Below are 17,271 nucleotides of genomic sequence, written 5' to 3' on the forward strand. Positions count from 1 at the left end.
TTGATCGAAGGGCGCTGCGGCGCAGAATTCTGCACCGCAGAAGCGCATTGAAGTCACGGAATGGATCCTCGGGTCTGCGCTGCGTCGCTACGCTCCTTGCTCCGCCCGTGGATGACGAAGTGATGGGCTTGCCGCTGCCTTTCTCGGACGGCTCCGCCTGGCAGCGATCGACCTCACGCGCTGCGCCGCTCGGTCGGCAGCCCCTCGAGCAGCTTCTTCAGCTTGGCAACCGAATTCTGCTCCGCCAGCGGCGTATAGACGATCAGCCTCATATCCGAGCCGTCGTCGATCGACAGGCTCATATGCTCGAACGTCATCGCGCCGGCGATCGGATGGCGCAGATGCTTCAGCCCGGAAAGCCGGTGCACGACATCGCGCTGCGGCCACCATTCGCGGAATTCGGGGCTCGAGCGCATCATCAGCGCGATCAGCCGCTCGAAATCAGGATCGCCGGTGTATTTCGCGCTCTCGGCGCGGAACGCGGCGAGCGTTGCACGGGCTACTTGCTCCCAGTCGACCAGCAGATGCCGCCGATGCGGATCGGTGAACACCCCGTGGATGATGTTGCGGGCATCGCCCTCTAGCTGGCCGTAGTCGCCGAAGACGGCGACGGCCGCGTCGTTCCAGGCCAGCACGTCCCAGCGCGGGCCGACGACATAGGCGGGCTGCAGCACCAGGCTCTGCAGCATGTGCAGCAGGGGTCCCTCGACCTTTGTCTGCACGATGCGCCGCCGCTCCGGCTGCTGGCGGCCGGCCAGCGTGAACAAATGCCGCTGCTCGGCGTCGTCGAGCCGCAGCGCCTGGCAGAGCGCCGACAGCACCTCGACCGAGGGCCGCACGTCCCTGCCCTGCTCCAGCCAGGTGTACCAGGTCGTGCCGACGCCGGCGATCATCGCCACTTCCTCGCGCCTTAAGCCCGGCGTGCGCCGCCGCGCGCCGCAAGCGATGCCGGCGGCATCGGGCGAAAGCCTCTCGCGGCGCGAACGCAGGAAGGCGCCAAGCTCGCGCCGGCGGTGATCTTCGGGAGAATGGGTCGCGACATCCATGCGCTTATTATAGCAGTATTGATACCAGGATAAAGTTTGAACTGTTTGAGACGCGCGCCGTGTCCCATCTTTCCGTTCAGAGCAGCGCAAGGAGGCTCTGGACATGGAACTCAAGGACAAAACCATTCTCGTCACCGGCTCGACCGATGGCGTCGGCCGTGTGGTCGCCGAAAGGCTCGGCGCCGCCGGCGCCCGCGTGCTGGTGCATGGCCGCGACGAAGGCCGCGGCAAGGCGACGGTCGCCGCGATCGGGGCCAAGGGCGGCAAGGCGGAATTCCTCGCCGCCGACCTCGCTTCGCTTGCCGAAGTACGCCGCCTCGCCGAAGCGGTGCGCGCCAGGACAGACCGGCTCGACATCCTGATCAACAATGCCGGAGTCGGCACCGGCGGCCAAGGCGCCAAGCGGCAGGTCAGCGCCGACGGCTACGAGCTGCGCTTCGCCGTCAACTATCTCGCAGGCTTCCTGCTGACCTCCGAGCTTCTGCCTTTGCTCAAGGCAAGCGCGCCGGCGCGCATCGTCAATGTCGCGTCGGCCGGCCAGCAAGCGATCGACTTCGACGATGTCATGCTGACGCATGGCTATAGCGGCGTGCGCGCCTACTGCCAGAGCAAGCTGGCGCAAATCCTGTTCACCATCGATCTGGCGGAGCAGCTCGACGGCACCGGCGTCAGCGTCAACGCCTTGCACCCGGCCAGCTACATGGACACCACGATGGTCAGGCAGGCCGGCGTCACGCCATGGAGCTCGGTCGAAACCGGCGCCGACGCTATCCTCAACCTGGCGACATCACCGGCGCTCGAAGGGCGCAGCGGCCGCTATTTCGACGGCCAGCGTGAATCGCGCGCCGATGCCCAGGCCTATGACGAAAAGGCTCGTCGCCGATTGCGGACGCTGAGCCTCGAACTGATCGGTCACCCATCACCAGCATCCAGGAAACAGCACTCATGAGCGACACCATCGAACATTGCGTCATCATCGGCGGCTCATCCGGCATTGGGCTCGCAACGGCCAGGCGGCTGGTCGGCCCCGGCATGAAAGTCACGATCACCGGCCGCAACGAGGAAAAACTTAAGGCTGCGTGGAAAAGCCTCGACGGCTCAGCCGACAAGGCAGCGTTCGACGCCACCAAGCCGGATGAAGTCCGGCTGTTCTTCGAGCGCCTCGGGCCGTTCGATCACCTGGTTCTCGCCGCCAGCGGCGGTAAGGGGCTGGGGCCGTTCGCGACGCTCGACCTCGCCGATATAGGCAGCGGTGTCGACGAGAAGATCCGGCCGCAATTGTCCTGCCTGCAGGCGGCCCTGCCGACCTTGAACAAGGCCGGATCCGTCACTTTCATCTCGGCCGTCTCAGCGCAGATCGCAGCACCCGGCGTCGCCGGCATCGGCGCCATCAACGGCATGCTCCTGACCGTCGCGCCGATCCTGGCGGTGGAGCTGAAGCCGCTGCGCGTCAACGTCGTGGCGCCCGGCGTCATCGACACGCCCTGGTGGGATTTTCTTCCCGATCAGCAGCGGCAGGCGGTGTTTGCCGAATATGCCGGCAAGACGCCGGTCGGCCGCATCGGCCGCGCCGAGGATGTCGCCGAAGCGATAGCTTTCCTGGTTTCCAACGGCTTCATGACCGGCCAGGTACTGACCTGCGACGGCGGCCTGCGGTTTGCGGCGTGAGTGGTAGTGGGCGAAAATCCGACGTCAGCGCTGCCCCTCATCTGGCTGCCGCCATCTTCTCCCGTAAACGGGGAGAAGGGATTCGCGTCAGCGATTTCGCCAATCTCCAAGCTTGCAAGAAGGGCGCGGCGCCGCGACCAGCCCTTTCTCCACGTTCACGGGGAGAAATGCCCGGCAGGGCAATGAGGGGCAGCGCCAACATTAGAAAATAGCTCGCCGACAACTGAAACGCCCTCGCGCCGCCCCGTTCGCTCAGGCAGCCTTCGCCTTCTCGACCGGATGAATGGCGTGGAAGGGAATGCAAAGCCGGTTCCAGGTGTTGATCATGCCGAGCGCGACCGAGAGCTTGACCAGTTCCTCTTCCGAGAAATGCTGAAGCGTGCTGGCGTAGAGCTCCTCCGATACGCCACTGTCGGCGATCAGCGTCACGGCTTCGGTCCACGCCAAGGCGGCGCGCTCACGCTCGGAAAACAGCGGCGATTCATTCCAGGCGGCGACGAGATAGAGCCGCGTCTCAGTCTCGCCGTCGCGCCTGGCCTCGCGGCTGTGCATCTCGACGCAATAGGAGCAACCATTGATCTGCGAGGCCCTGAGCTTGATCAGATGCAGCAAGCTCACTTCCAGCCCGCATTCGTCGACGGCCTTGTTGAGCGCCGACACCGCCTTCATGATCTCGGGCGCCTTGGCGAAGAACTGCAATCTCTGTTTCATGATCTTTCCTTCCAGTTTTTTTGAGCGGGGTTAGGGGTTTAGATCCGTTTGGATGAAGCGGATTTCTGCGGCCGCTGGTGGCGCTCGACGAAGGCGCAACTCGCGGCATAGGATCGCGGATCGCCTTCGGCCGCGTACTCCGCCACGATGTCGGACAGCTTTACTTCGGCGAGCGCCGCCCGATAGGCGCGTTCCGCCCTGAGCATTGCCGCATTGATGCCGCAGGGTTTGACATAGGCCGAGGCGTCGATCTTGACCGGGCCGCGCTGGCGGATCTCGCCGCAACGGAAAGCAGGCTCACGCCCCTCTACGGCCAACACAATATCGAGCAGCGTGATGCGTTCCGCCGCTCGCGCCAGCCGATAGCCGCCCGCCGGTCCCGGCACCGATTCAAGAATCCGCGCCGCCGTGAGCTGATTGAGATGCTTCAACAGATAGCTCGGCGACAGCCCGAAACACTCCGCAAGCGCCGCGCCAGGCATGGTGCTGTTGCCATCCACGCTGGCCAGCGTCGCCGCGCAGTGGATGGCCGCCTCAACGCCATCGCCCAGTTTCATCCTACGATCTCCAATTCATGGATATCTTTTATCGTGGATAATTTTTATCTGCAATAGCAAAATGAAAATTGCCCGCCAATTCATCGAGACAATGTGAGAGGACGACGCTTCGCAGGACCTGGGTTCCTCGCACCCCGCGAAGCGGGGGAGAGGTGGCCCGGCGAAGCCGGGACGGAGAGGGGGACGCCCTCTGCGAAGCCAAAACCGGTCAAGGACGAGGCGCAGGGAAAAAAGCAATCAAGGGCCTCGGCGGTGTCCAGCAGCCGCGCCGGCCCCTCTCCGTCCCGGCTTCGCCGGGCCACCTCTCCCCACTCTCGTGGGGCGAGGAACCTAAATCCTGCGAAGGCAACCCTACTCCGCAGCCACCTTGGCCATCGGATTGTTGGGGTGCGTCGTCCAGTTGGCGTAGATCGGCGACACCGGCTTGCCGGTGCGCTGGTCCACGACGCCGGCGGCCAGCGGTTCCATGGTGATGCAGCCCTCGACCGGGCAGACATTGACGCAAAGATTGCAGCCGACGCACTCGGCCTCGATCACCTCGAAATGTCTGGCCCCATTGACCATATTGGTGATCGCCTGGTGCGAGGTGTCCTCGCAGGCGATGTGGCAGCGGCCACATTTGATGCAGGCGTCCTGGTCGATATGCGCCTTGGCGACATAGTTGAGGTTGAGATACTGCCAATCGGTAACGTTGGGCGTGGCGCGGCCGATGATGTCGGAGAGCGAGGCGTGGCCCTTCTCGTCCATCCAGTTTTCCAGCCCCGCGATCATCTCCTGCACGATCTTGAAACCGTAGGTCATCGCCGCCGTGCAGACCTGCACATTCCCGGCGCCGAGCGCCATGAATTCGGCAGCGTCCCGCCAGGTGGTGATGCCGCCGATGCCCGAGATCGGCAGGCCGCGGGTTTCGGGATCGCGCGCGATCTCGGCCACCATGTTCATGGCGATCGGCTTCACCGCCGGACCGCAATAGCCGCCATGCGAGCCCTTGCCGTCGATGGTCGGCTGCGGCGCAAAGGAGTCGAGATCGACGCCGGTGATCGAGTTGATGGTGTTGATCAGCGACACCGCGTCCGTGCCGCCGGCATGCGCCGCCCGCGCGGGCTTGCGGATGTCGGTGATGTTTGGCGTCAGCTTGGTGATGACGGGCATGCGGGTGTACTGTTTGCACCAGCGCACGACCATCTCGATATATTCCGGCACCTGGCCGACCGCCGAGCCCATGCCGCGCTCGCTCATGCCGTGCGGGCAGCCGAAATTGAGCTCGATGCCGTCGGCGCCGGTCTCCTCGACCAGCGGCAGGATCGCCTTCCAGCTTTCCTCGACGCAGGGCACCATGATCGAGGCGATCAGCGCCCGGTCCGGCCAATTCATCTTCACCTGCTTCATCTCGCGCAGGTTGGTCTGCAGGTCGCGGTCGGTGATCAACTCGATGTTGTTCAGGCCAAGCAGCCGGCGGTCGGCGCCCCAGATCGCGCCGTAGCGCGGACCGTTGACGTTGACGACCGGCGGGCCTTCTTCGCCGAGCGTCTTCCACACCACGCCGCCCCAGCCCGCCTTGAAGGCGCGCTCGACATTATAGGCCTTGTCGGTCGGCGGCGCCGAGGCCAACCAGAACGGATTGGGCGACTTGATGCCGATGAAATTGTTGCGGATGTCTGCCATGCTCATGCCCTCCCGTTAGAGGTCAGTGCCCGGTGGATGCTCTCGGCGGCGTCGCGCCCTTGCGCCACCGCCGAGACAGTCAAATCGTCGCCGCCGAAGATGCAATCACCGCCCGCCCAGACTTTCGCCAGCGAGGTGCGGCCCTCGGCATCGACCTTGATGCGGCCGCCTTCGAGCTCGATCGCCTCCGCGCTGCCGTTGAGATGCGCCGGCACAAAACTCTGGCCGATCGCCTTGAACACCTGGTCGGCGACGAGCGTGAGCCTTTCGCCGGTGCCGGCGAGCTTGTCGCCGCTCATCGCGGTGTATTCGAGCTCGATCGCCGACACCTTGCCGTTCTCGGCAATGACGCGCTTCGGCTGCAGCCAGTGGCGGATGGTGACGCCGTTGGCGGCGGCCAGATCCTGCTCGAAGCCGGATGCGTTCATGTGCTCCTGGCCTCGGCGGTAGCAGATCGTCACCTCCTCCGCGCCGAGCAATTTCGACTGCACCGCTGCATCGATCGCCGTCATGCCGCCGCCGATAACGACGACGCGCCGGCCGACCGGCAGGCTGGAGAGGTCGCTTGCCTGGCGAAGCTCGGCGATGAACTCCACCGCATTAGCGACACCGTCGGCGTCCTCGCCGTCGGCGCGCAATGCATTGACCCCGCTGAGGCCGAGACCGAGGAAGACCGCATCGTAGTTGCGCATCAGGTCGGCCAGCTGGAAGTCGCGGCCGAGCGCCTTGCCGTTCTGGATGTCGATGCCGCCGATCGCGGTGACATAGTCGACCTCGGCCTGGGCGAAATCGTCGACGCTCTTATAGGCGGCGATGCCATACTCGTTGAGGCCGCCGGCCTTCGGCCGCGCCTCCAGGATCGTCACATCATGGCCATGACGGGCAAGGCGATGCGCCGCAGCCAGTCCGGCTGGCCCGGCGCCGACCACGGCAATGCTCTTGCCCGTCGCTTCGGCGCGCTTGTAGAACTGCTTGCCCTCGCTCATCGCCACATCGGTGGCATAGCGCTGCAGCCGGCCGATCTGCACCGGCTTGCCTTCGGCCACCTCGCGCACACAGACCTCTTCGCACAGCGTCTCGGTCGGGCAGACGCGGGCGCACATGCCGCCAAGGATGTTCTGGTCGAAAATGGTCTTGGCCGAGCCCAGCGCATTGCCGGTGGCGATCTGCCGAATGAACAGCGGGATGTCGATCGAGGTCGGACACGCATTCATGCACGGCGCGTCATAGCAGAAATAGCAGCGATCGGATTCGACCAGCGCCTCATGGTGGTCGAGCGGCGGGTGCAGGTCGGAAAAATTGTCGGCATATTGCTCGGAAGACAGCCGGCCGCCGGCAATGCCTTCGATGAAATGACCAGTCGCCATTCCAGTTCCCCTTGTTGTCGTTTTGGGGAAGGCTAGCACGTTTTATTTTTTTATCAATTGGTCAATTTTCGGCCAAGCCGCTGAAATGGTTGAGTAAAAACATGACAAATGAAGTCATGTTATGGCCACCTCGGTAACCTCTGCAATGTCGTGGCTTGCGACCCTGTGGCCGTGGATCGACCGTATCTCGTCCGCCACCAGCTCCTGCAGCCGCCACAGATTGCGGTCATGGATGCCGAAGGTCTCAAGGTGGCTGACGGTGTTGTAGAGATATTCGGCGCCGGAGCCGACATGACCGCACGCGCGCGCCAGCACCCAGGCCACCTTCTCCAGCGGCTGCCCGACAGACGTCCCCCTGCCTGTCACGCCGACCCAGAAGCCCAGCGGCCGCACCCAACCTTGCGCCGTCCGCACCGGAACCCATCTGACCGAAGCGACGCTCTCGTGGTCGTCGATCTCGCGTCGCAGCAGCCTCTCGATCTGGGCCGGCTTTTCGCCGTCCGGCAGGCGATAGATGACACCCTCGCAACGCCCGCCGCGTTCCAGAGCCATCATCAGCCCCGGCTGCGCGGCGCTGCCTCGCCAGCGGACCATGTCGAGACAGAAGGAGCGATGCCAGCCATGCGCCGAGGCGCGCTGCCGCTCGACGGACTCGAAAGCCGGTTTCCAGATCAGCGAGCCATAGGCGAAAACCCAGAGCGGTCCCGCGTCGGCTTCGCCGGCAAGACGTTTGGCGAGCGCGCCGAAATCGTCGTCGCTGAGCTGCGTCCACTCTCCGCTTGGACCGGGATCGATCTCCTCGCGATGGCAAAGCGCGACAAGCTCGGGCGTGAGCGACATCTGGCGCATGGAAACAAGCCCCTCTTTGACCGCAGCAAAGTCGAAAAGCGCTGGCTACGCAAGATCAGGGGACGGAGCGCCTTGCCGACCAGGATTTTCGGCCCAGATGTCGGATTTCTGTCGCCAGGATCGTCCTAGGATGGATCGAACCGCGATCGCTGCCTGAACCGGTGAGGAGACCGACCATGCCGAAATCCCCGCAACCTTTCTTCTGGTACGAACTGATGACCACCGACCTCGACGCCGCCGAGGCTTTCTACACGGCCGTGGTCGGCTGGAAGGCCGAGCCCTTCGACAAGGCGCCCGGCATGCCCCGCTACATCGTCGTGAACTCAGCCGTGCGCGGCGTCGGCGGGCTGATGACTATGCCGGAAGAACCCGCCAAGATGGGCATGCCGCCAACCTGGATGGGCTACATCCACACCAAGGATGTCGACGCCTCGACGCAGGCGCTCAAGAATGCCGGCGGTGCGGTGCACCGCGCGCCGGACGACATTCCGGGCGTCGGCCGCTTCGCGGTCGTTGCCGACCCGCAGGGTGCCGCCTTCATGTTCTTGCAGCCCAATCAGCCCGACCAGCCGCCGGTGCCGGCGACCACGCTCGGCCATGTCGGCTGGCATGAGCTCTACACCTCGGACTGGAAGGCAGCCTTCGATTTCTATTCCAGCCAGTTCGGCTGGGAGAGCGCCGGCGAGTTCGACATGGGCGAGATGGGTATCTACAAAACCTTCGGCGCCGGCCCGGAATCCGGCGGCGGCATGATGAACAAGCCGCCGCAGATTCCGGTTCCCGTCTGGCAGTTCTATTTCAACGTCGACGCCATCGATGCCGCCGCCAAGCGCGTCACCGACAATGGCGGCAAGGTCATCATGGGACCGATGGACGTGCCGAGCGGCCAGTGGATCATCCAGTGCCAAGACCCGCAAGGCGCGCATTTCGCCCTGTTGGCGGCGGTTCGGTAGAAGCTGCCAATCTCCCCCCTTGTGGGGGAGATGTCCGGCAGGACAGAGGGGGGCGCTGTCCCGCCAGCGTTATCCATTTGCGTCACTCCGGCGTCAGCACCGCCAGCTTCAGATCGGCCTTTTTCGCGCCGCTGACCTGGATGATCGCGGCGCCGCCCGCGAGCTTGAAGCGCACGCTCTTGCGGATGCCCGGACAGGTCTTCACGCCGCTGAACGCCGCCGATTTGACCGTCTTGCCATCCTGCACGACATCGACCCAGGCCTCATCGGACAGGCTGAGCTGCAGATCGCCTTCCGGCGGCACGGTCACATTTGCCGTCGCGCCGAAGGTGCCGGCTGCCGGCGCATGCTGCGGCGGCACCTCAAAGGGGACCGTATCGACCGCCGCGAGCGTGAGATCCACCGCTTCCCCGACCGTCAGCGTGGCGCCCGATTGGGCTGCGGGCGCCTCCGGAAACAGCGCCTGCTCGCGCTCGACCGGCCATTTGAAGGCATCGCAGCCGGTATCGGCGGCCATGGCGAAGCTGGTGCCAGCAAAGATTGCGATGAGGCCGATGATGACTTTTCTCATGATGAAGGGACTCGCTTGGGTTCGACGCATCACGCAGAGATACAACCATAAGGATAGATTTGCAACCATGGCGAGAAGAAATATCGGGGATTGAAACCGTTTCCACTCACTGATTGTTGATGGCGGGCCATGGGAAGTGAGTGGTCCGCTGCCGGGCGATAATTTATGGCCGGACAGGGGGTAAAATTGGAGTTTAGATGAAGCTTTTCGAAAGCCTTGCTCAATACCGGCCGCAGGCGCTGGGCATATTGCGCATCATGACCGCTCTGCAGTTCATCGAACATGGCTCGCAGAAACTGTTCAACTTCCCGGCCAGCGCCGAGCCGCATGCCCTCACCGGATTGACGACGGCGGCCGGCATTCTCGAATTCTCCGGCGGCATCCTTTTGGCGCTTGGCCTCTTCACCCGCCCGGTCGCCTTCCTTCTCGCAGGCGAAATGGCCATCGCCTATTTCATGGCGCATTTCCCGCGCGACTTCTTCCCGGCCAACAATGGCGGCGACGCGGCCATCCTGTTCTGCTTCGTCTTCCTCTATTTGTTCTTTGCCGGTTCGGGCGCCTTCGCGCTGGATAATCGCGAGAACGCCAAGGCCTGATGGCAGGATGCGCGCCAGGAGGCTTTTTGTTTTGACGCAATTCCGGACGGAAAACCGCTTCGCACTTTTCCTGGAATTGCTCTAGCCGCGCATCCGCTCGAAATTTGCGTCGAACAGCGGCGCCGTCTGGATGCGCGCCGCGTGGCGCTTGCCGAGGATCTCGATCTCGAACCCGTCCGCTCTGTCGGCGATCTCCTTCGGCACATAGCCCATGGCGACCGATTTCTTCGAATTGTGCGCGTAACCACCCGACGTGACCCAGCCTCGCACGACGCCGTCATGCCAGATCGCCTCGTCGCCGATCACATCGGCATCGGTGGCCTCTACGATGAAGCTGCGCAGCCGAAGCTTGCCGCCTTGCTTGCGCTCGGCAAGCGCTGTCTCCTTGCCGATGAAATCGGCGTCCTTGCCATAGGCGACGAAACGGTCGAGCCCGGCCTCGACCGGCCCGTAGATCGGCCGGTATTCGCGCGCCCATGAGCCGTAATTCTTTTCCAGCCTCAGCGCGTTCAGCGCGCGCGAGCCGAACAGGCCGATGCCGAATTCCTCGCCCGCGGTGACCAGCGCCTGGTAGGCGGCGCGCTGATATTCCGGCGCTACCCAGATTTCATAGCCGAGGTCGCCGGTATAGCTGACGCGGCCGACAAGGCACGGCGCCATGCCGATATCCATTCTCGTAACCGCCATGAACGGGAACGCCGCGTTGGAAACATCGGCGCGGGTAACTTTGCCGAGTACCTCCCTTGCCTTTGGCCCGGCAATCGCAAGGCCGGTGAGCTTCTGTCCCAGCGCCTCGATCCGCACCGAGCCATCCTTGGGCGGATGCGCCTCGAACCAGCGCATGTGATATTGCTCGGCGATGCCTGAGCCGGCAATGAACCACTCGCGGTCGTCGATATTGGCTAAAGTGAAATCGCCAATCAGTCTGCCGTCATCCTTGAGCATCGGCGCCAGCGTCATGCGGCCGCGCTTGGGCAGCTTGCAGGCGAAGATGCGGTCAAGCCAGGCCGCAGCGCCCTCGCCCGTCACCTTGTATTTGGCGAAGTTCGAGATTTCAGACAGGCCGACGCCGTTGCGCACCGCCGCGACTTCCCTGCCGACATGGTCGAAGTCGGTCGAACGCCGCCAGGAAAACTCGTCGGTGACGCCTTCCGGCGCATACCAGAGCGGCACTTCGAGCCCGTAGGACACACCCCATTGCGCGCCCCTGGCGCTAAGCGTGTCATAGAGAGGCGTCGTCTTTAGCGGTCGCCCGGCCGGCAGTTCCTCGTTCGGGAAGCGGATCGAAAAACGCCGCGAATAATTCTCGCGCACCTTGGCGTTGGTATAGGCCATCGTCGCCCAGTCGCCATAGCGCGCCACGTCCATCGCCCAGATGTCGGCGCCCGGATCGCCCTCGATCATCCAGTTGGAGAGCGCGAGGCCGACGCCGCCGCCCTGGCTGAAGCCGGCCATGACGCCGCAGGCGACCCAGAAGCCCGGCAGTCCGCGCACGGGGCCGACCAGCGGATTGCCGTCCGGCGCGAAGGTGAAGGGACCGTTGATGATCTGCTTGATGCCGGTCTTCTGGAAGGCCGGGAAATGGCGGAAGCCGACTTCCAGCGACGGCGCTATGCGATCTATGTCCGGCTCCAGCAATTCATGGCCGAAATTCCACGGCGTCTGGAATTCGGACCAGACCTTGTTCGCCTTCTCATAGGTGCCCATCAGCATGCCGCCGCGCTCCTGGCGCAGATAGAGCTCGCCATCGAAGTCGACTGCGTGGATGATCTCGGTGCCGGTCTTCTTGTTCCAGTCGGCGACCTCCGGCATGTCCTCGGTGATGAGGTACATGTGCTCCATCGCCAGCACCGGCAGCTCGAGCCCGACCATGCGGCCGACCTCGCGCGCCCACAGCCCGCCGGCATTGACGACATGCTCGGCAATGACATCGCCCTTGTTGGTGATGACGCGCCACAGCCCGTCGGGGCGGCGCACGATGTCCTCGACCTTGGTGAAGCGCTCGACCTCGGCGCCCAGTTTCCGAGCGGCCTTGGCATAGGCGTGCGTCACCCCCGACGGATCGAGATGGCCGTCCTCCTTGTTGCGCACCGCGCCGACGAACTGGCTGGGATCGATGAGCGGCATCAGTTCGGCCGCTTCCCTCGCCGAGATCACTTCGAGATCGATGCCGAGATAGCGGCCCTTCGACACCACGCCGCGCAGCCAGTCGAGCCGCGCCTCGGTCGCGGCCAGCAGCACGCCGCCGGTGAGATGCACGCCGGTCGCCTGTCCCGAAAGCTCCTCGATCTCCTTGTAGAGCGAGATCGTGTATTTCTGCAGCTTGGCGACGTTGGGATCGCCATTGATGGTGTGCATGCCGCCGGCCGCATGCCAGGTCGAACCGGAAGTCAACTCGTCGCGTTCCAGAAGCACGACATCGGTCCAGCCATGGCGGGCAAGATGAAACAGCACCGAGCATCCGACGACACCGCCGCCGATGACCACGACCTTTGCATGCGACTTCATGGGTTTTCTCTAATATCAGGATGTTAGACGGTTAAGCGGATTCAGGATGGTAGGGCGTTGACTCAAAATGGGAAGCATCACGGCTCGCCTTGCCCGATCGCTTCCTTGCGCCGCGCCGTATAGGCCTCGAGCGCCTCGCGCACCGCCGGATCGATGACCGGCTCGACATACTCCTCCAGCGCCTTCTTCCACAGCCGCGTCGCGCGCGCAGTCGTGTCGAGCCCGCCGGCCTCCTGCCAGGCTTCGTAATTCTGCCAGTTGGAGAGCATCGGCTGGTAGAAAGCGGTGGCGTAGCGCTCCAGCGTGTGCGGCTCGCCGAAGAAATGGCCCCCTGTCGGCACCGCGCCCAGTGCGTCCACCGCCAGTTCCGCCTCGTCGACAACGATCGGCCGCAGGAATTCCATCATGTGCTGGATCATCTCGACGTCGATGATGAGCTTTTCGAACGAAGCCGTCAGCCCGCCCTCCTGCCAGCCGGCCGCATGATAGACCAGATTGCCGTGACCGAGCACCGCGCCCCACAGCGCCATCATCGTCTCATAGGCGCCCTGCGCATCGGCGGCATTGGAGGCCGAGCCCGGCGTGGTGCGGTAGGGTAGGTTATAGCGCCGCGCCAACTGCCCGGACGCAATGTTGGCCTTGGTGTTCTCCGGCGTGCCGAAGGCCGGCGCGCCCGACTTCATGTCGACATTGGAGGTGAAGGCGCCATACATCACCGGCGCGCCGGGACGCACCAGTTGCGTCAGCACGATGCCGAACAGCGCCTCGGCATTCTGCTGCGCGAGCGCGCCGGCAAGCGTCACCGGGCTCATCGCGCCCATCAGCGTGAACGGCGTCACCGCCACCGACTGGCCGTATTCGGCCATCGTTATCAGCCCCTCGGCCATCATCTCGTCGAAACGGCGCGGCGAGTTGACCGAGATGATGGTGGTGACGCCGGGGTCCCGCGCCATCTCATCCAGCGTCAGCCCGCGCGCGATCGCCATCATCTCGATGCCATCGAGCGCCCTGCCCCGGCCGATCGCCGAGACATGGAAACATTTGTCGGTCAGCGTCAGATTGCCGAAATAGGTGTCCATGTGCCTGGTATTCGCCGGCAACTCGATCGGCGCGCAGACCTGGTTGCCCAGCATGTGGATGCAGTTGAAGTGCTGCGCCAGCCGAATAAGATCCTGATAGTCGGGCATGTTGCCCGCGCGACGGCCTCGCTCCATGTCGTGTACATTGGGCGGCCCGGCCACCATCGTGAAGTTGATCGTGCTGCCGCCGAGATGGATGACTCGAGCCGGGTTGCGCGGGGTAAGCGTGTAGCTGCTGCGCGTCGATTTCAACGCCTCTTCGACCATGCCGCGGTCGATGCGCACATTCATCGACCCGTGGTCGATCTTGGCGCCGGCGCGCTCGAACAGCGACAGCGCCCGAGGACTCATCACCTCGATGCCGAAATTCTCCAGTATATGCATCGAGGCCCGGTGGATGGCCTCGATCTGGTCGGCCGAGAGCAGCGCCATCGGCGGGTAAGGATTCTCCACCCGCCGCCGCGGCAATTGCGGGATGGCGGCTGGCCCGCGGTTGCTGGTGCGCTCGGCGCCGCGCTTGCGTCTTGGTTCGCTCATGCGCGCATCAGAGCGCCGGCATCCCACGCGAGCTGTCAGGAATTCGCCATTTGCCGGCGTGATTTTAGCCTAGGCGGCATTTTTCCGAAACCGATGAAAAGGATAACGACATAAATAGTCGCAACATCAACAATCGATTTTTCACGCGGCCACGCCCGCGTTAAGGAAGACGGCAAGACTCCTTTTATGATTTCGGCCTATTCGTCTCCCGATGCGTAGGTCGAGTTTTAGTAAAATTGTCGCTGTCTCCGTGCTGCTGGCGCTTTCGGCCTGCGCGACGGCGCCCAGCCACATCAACAATGTCTGCGCCGTCTTCGACCAGAATGACGGCTGGTTCGACAACTGGCAGTCCGCCGCCGAGCGGACGGAGCAGAAATACGGCATTCCCGTCCCCGTGCTGATGGCGACGGTGCGCAAGGAATCCGGCTTCAAGAGCAATGCCCGTCCGCCGCGCACAAAGCTGCTAGGCTTCATTCCGTGGACGCATGTCTCGAGCGCCACCGGCTACTCGCAGGCGCTCGACGGCACCTGGTCGCAATATCAAAGTGAGACAGGCAACTGGGCGGCGCGCCGCACGCGCTTCGCCGACGCCATCGATTTCGTCGGCTGGTATCACTCCAAGACCGCCGACACCTTCGGTGTCGCCCGTAACGACACCTATAATCTCTATCTGGCCTATTATCTCGGCTGGACCGCCTATGGCCGCGGCAATCGCGGCGACGCCGGCGTGCAAAGCTACGCGCGCGCCACCGACCAGATGGCCCGCGACTACGCAGCGCAGCTAAGGCAATGCGGCAGTTGACCCTTCGCTTGGTCTAGTGCCGCCTTGTCGTGTCCTTCGGCTTTGGAACACCGGTTTCCGAAACCTCGTCGCGCACTTCGTGGCGGCGGGCTCGCATGCCGGCCTCGCCCTGCTCCACGGCATCTCCGATCTCATCGGCTGCAGCGGTGCCTGTTTTGCCACGCGGCCGCTTGGGCGCCGTTCCGGCAAGGCCCGGCCCCGCGACATGCGGCGCGTCATCCGGCACGCCCTCATGCGCCGCGTGCTCCTTGTCGAATTTGATGACCTGCTCCATCTTGGCGAGCACATCGTCCGAAAGCCAGCACAGGCTGGTATGGCCGCCGCCGAGATTCTTCACCGGCGGCACCTTCGTCTCGCATAGATTGTCCGGCACCAGCTTCTTGTAGCCGCAGCGCGTCTGGAACGGGCAGCCGGTCGGCGGGTTCATCGCCGAGGGAATGTCGCCTTCGAGCACGATGTGCTTCTTGACCACGCTGGTGTCGGCGATCGGGATCGCGGACAGCAGCGCCTCGGTATAGGGATGGTAGGGCGGCGAGAAGATCTGGTCGGTCGTGCCCTGCTCGACGATATAGCCGAGATACATGACGACGACGCGGTCGGCGATGTAGCGCACCACCGACAGATCGTGGCTGATGAACAGCATCGTGGTCTTGTTCTTGCGCTGGATGTCCATCAGCAACTCGGTCACCGCCGCCTGCACCGAGACGTCGAGCGCCGAGACCGGCTCGTCGGCCACCACCACCTTGGCGTCGCCGGCAAAGGCGCGCGCGACGCCGATGCGCTGCTTCTGGCCACCCGACAGCTGGCGCGGCTTGCGGGTTTCGAACGCCCTGGGCAGCTTCACCAGGTCAAGCAGCTCCAGCATGCGCTGGCGCCGCTCGGCGACGGTCTTGCCGACATTGAACTTTTCCAGCGTGCGGATGATCTGCGAGCCGACGCTATGGCTTGGGTTCAGCGTGTCGAACGGGTTCTGGAACACCATTTGGATCGACGACACGGTGTCGACGCCGCGGCTCTCGATACCCGTCGACTGGATTTCCTTGTTGGCCAAGGTCACCGTGCCGGAGCTGGCGGTTTCGAGGCCGAGCAGCACCTTGGCCAGCGTCGACTTTCCGCAACCGGACTCGCCGACGATCGCCACCGTCTCGGATTCGCGTGCGGTGAACGAGATCGTCTCGTTGGCCTTGACGACGCGGCCTTCGCTGGAGCCGAACACCTCGCTGCCGCCGACCTTGTAGTATTTCTTGAGGTCCTGGATCTTCAGCACCGGCGCGCCGGGCTCGACCTTTTCATTGACCTTCTTGGCGCCGGGCGGGAGCGCCTCCCAGTCGATCTCGTTGAAGCGCACGCAGCGCGAGAAATGCCCCTCATGGCCCTCGACCGGAACCATCGGGATTTCCGCCGCGTTGCAGACGCCCTCGACGAAATGGTGGCAGCGCGGCCCGAAATTGCAGCCCTTCGGCCGCTCATGCGGCAGCGGCAACTGTCCAGGAATCGAGATCAGCGGCCGCGAGTTCTTGTCGGCGCCGGGCAGCGGGATCGAACGGAACAGCCCTTGCGTATAGGGATGGCGCATCCGGTCGAACACGTCCTTGATCTTGCCGGTCTCGACCGCTTCGCCGGAATACATCACCGTGATCCTGTCGCAGGTCTCCAGGATCAGGCCGAGATTGTGCGACACGAAGATCATCGAGGTGCCGAACTTCTCGCCCAGGCCCTTGACCAGCTCGACGATGCCGGCCTCGACGGTGACGTCGAGCGCGGTGGTCGGCTCGTCGAGCAGCAAGAGCGCCGGCTTCGACAGCAGCGCCATGGCGATGACGATGCGCTGCTGCTGGCCGCCGGAAAGCTGGTGCGGATAGGAGCGCATCATGCGCTCGGGATCGGGCAGCTTCACCGCGCGCACCATCTCCAGCGCCCTGTTGTAGGCCTCCTCCTTCGACACCTTGTCGTGGATCAGCGGCACTTCCATCAGCTGCTGTCCGATCTTCATCGCCGGATTGAGGCTCGCCATCGGCTCCTGATAGATCATGGCGATCTTGTTGCCGCGGATGGCGCGCAGTTCCTCGTCGGACATCTCGCCCATGTCCCGGCCCTGGAACTTGATGCGCCCGCCGACGATCTTCCCGATGTTGGAGAGGTCGCGCATGATGCCGAGCGACACGGTCGACTTGCCGCAGCCGGACTCGCCGACGATGCCCATCGCCTCGCCGGGCATCACCGTGCAGGAAAAATCCATCACCGCCGGAATCTCGCCCTTGCGGGTGAAGAAGGAGATCGAGAGGTTCTCGATCTCGATGATCGGCTGACCGGTCGCCTTGGCTGGATCTCGAACTGCCTCGTTCATGGGTCGCTCCAATCC

The 17,271-nt window shown here is 64.0% G+C and carries 15 protein-coding genes; 5 read left to right on the forward strand and 10 right to left on the reverse strand.

Annotation, left to right across the window (positions count from 1 at the left end; genetic code table 11):
- Positions 1-173: 173 nt before the first annotated feature.
- Entirely contained in the window at positions 174-1,046 is an 873-nt protein-coding gene (locus CK230_RS03130) for a helix-turn-helix transcriptional regulator (protein WP_095815701.1), read from the reverse strand.
- Positions 1,047-1,149: 103 nt separating this feature from the next.
- Between CK230_RS03130 and CK230_RS03135 the strand changes: the two genes are divergently transcribed.
- Together CK230_RS03135 and CK230_RS03140 are read left to right on the forward strand one after the other, a co-directional pair.
- Positions 1,150-1,995 carry an SDR family oxidoreductase gene (locus tag CK230_RS03135; protein ID WP_095815702.1) on the forward strand — a complete coding sequence of 282 codons (846 nt, stop codon included), beginning with the start codon at positions 1,150-1,152 and terminating at the stop codon, positions 1,993-1,995.
- Entirely contained in the window at positions 1,992-2,714 is a 723-nt protein-coding gene (locus CK230_RS03140) for an SDR family oxidoreductase (RefSeq protein WP_095815703.1), read from the forward strand. Before CK230_RS03135 ends, CK230_RS03140 begins: the two co-directional genes overlap by 4 nt.
- A 252-nt stretch (positions 2,715-2,966) precedes the next feature.
- Here CK230_RS03140 and CK230_RS03150 read toward each other — a convergent pair whose 3' ends face one another.
- The 5 genes from CK230_RS03150 to CK230_RS03170 form a co-directional block, all read right to left on the reverse strand.
- Positions 2,967-3,425, reverse strand: a complete 459-nt coding sequence (locus tag CK230_RS03150; RefSeq protein ID WP_095815705.1) for a carboxymuconolactone decarboxylase family protein — start codon at positions 3,423-3,425, stop codon at positions 2,967-2,969.
- Between the two features lie 38 nt (positions 3,426-3,463).
- Entirely contained in the window at positions 3,464-3,982 is a 519-nt protein-coding gene (locus tag CK230_RS03155) for an Rrf2 family transcriptional regulator (protein WP_095815706.1), read from the reverse strand.
- 351 nt (positions 3,983-4,333) lie between these two features.
- Positions 4,334-5,647 carry an NAD-dependent dihydropyrimidine dehydrogenase subunit PreA gene (preA, locus tag CK230_RS03160; protein WP_095815707.1) on the reverse strand — a complete coding sequence of 438 codons (1,314 nt, stop codon included), beginning with the start codon at positions 5,645-5,647 and terminating at the stop codon, positions 4,334-4,336.
- 2 nt (positions 5,648-5,649) lie between these two features.
- Positions 5,650-7,014, reverse strand: a complete 1,365-nt coding sequence (locus CK230_RS03165) for an NAD(P)-dependent oxidoreductase (protein ID WP_095815708.1) — start codon at positions 7,012-7,014, stop codon at positions 5,650-5,652.
- A 114-nt stretch (positions 7,015-7,128) separates the two neighbouring features.
- Positions 7,129-7,863 carry a gamma-glutamylcyclotransferase gene (locus CK230_RS03170; protein WP_095815709.1) on the reverse strand — a complete coding sequence of 245 codons (735 nt, stop codon included), beginning with the start codon at positions 7,861-7,863 and terminating at the stop codon, positions 7,129-7,131.
- A 176-nt stretch (positions 7,864-8,039) separates the two neighbouring features.
- Between CK230_RS03170 and CK230_RS03175 the strand changes: the two genes are divergently transcribed.
- Complete coding sequence (locus tag CK230_RS03175) at positions 8,040-8,816, forward strand: VOC family protein (RefSeq protein WP_095815710.1); 777 nt, start codon at positions 8,040-8,042, stop codon at positions 8,814-8,816.
- Positions 8,817-8,898: 82 nt separating this feature from the next.
- Here the strand turns inward: CK230_RS03175 and CK230_RS03180 are convergent, their stop codons facing one another.
- Positions 8,899-9,387, reverse strand: a complete 489-nt coding sequence (locus CK230_RS03180) for a hypothetical protein (RefSeq protein ID WP_095815711.1) — start codon at positions 9,385-9,387, stop codon at positions 8,899-8,901.
- Positions 9,388-9,584: 197 nt separating this feature from the next.
- On the opposite strand from CK230_RS03180, the gene CK230_RS03185 reads away from it, so the two are divergent.
- Positions 9,585-9,983 carry a DoxX family protein gene (locus CK230_RS03185; RefSeq protein ID WP_095815712.1) on the forward strand — a complete coding sequence of 133 codons (399 nt, stop codon included), beginning with the start codon at positions 9,585-9,587 and terminating at the stop codon, positions 9,981-9,983.
- Positions 9,984-10,064: 81 nt separating this feature from the next.
- Here the strand turns inward: CK230_RS03185 and CK230_RS03190 are convergent, their stop codons facing one another.
- Positions 10,065-12,491 (reverse strand): FAD-dependent oxidoreductase, encoded by a 2,427-nt coding sequence (locus CK230_RS03190; protein ID WP_095815713.1) that lies wholly within the window; start codon positions 12,489-12,491, stop codon positions 10,065-10,067.
- A 77-nt stretch (positions 12,492-12,568) separates the two neighbouring features.
- On the reverse strand, positions 12,569-14,107 hold the full coding sequence (locus CK230_RS03195; protein ID WP_095815714.1) for a trimethylamine methyltransferase family protein: 1,539 nt from the start codon (positions 14,105-14,107) through the stop codon (positions 12,569-12,571).
- A gap of 211 nt (positions 14,108-14,318) precedes the next feature.
- On the opposite strand from CK230_RS03195, the gene CK230_RS03200 reads away from it, so the two are divergent.
- Entirely contained in the window at positions 14,319-14,909 is a 591-nt protein-coding gene (locus CK230_RS03200; RefSeq protein WP_041012174.1) for a transglycosylase SLT domain-containing protein, read from the forward strand.
- A 13-nt stretch (positions 14,910-14,922) separates the two neighbouring features.
- Here CK230_RS03200 and CK230_RS03205 read toward each other — a convergent pair whose 3' ends face one another.
- Positions 14,923-17,256, reverse strand: coding sequence for an ABC transporter ATP-binding protein (locus CK230_RS03205; protein WP_095815715.1), 2,334 nt, complete (start codon positions 17,254-17,256; stop codon positions 14,923-14,925).
- Positions 17,257-17,271: the final 15 nt, after the last annotated feature.

This window comes from Mesorhizobium sp. WSM3859, from assembly GCF_002295065.1.
GTDB lineage: Bacteria > Pseudomonadota > Alphaproteobacteria > Rhizobiales > Rhizobiaceae > Mesorhizobium.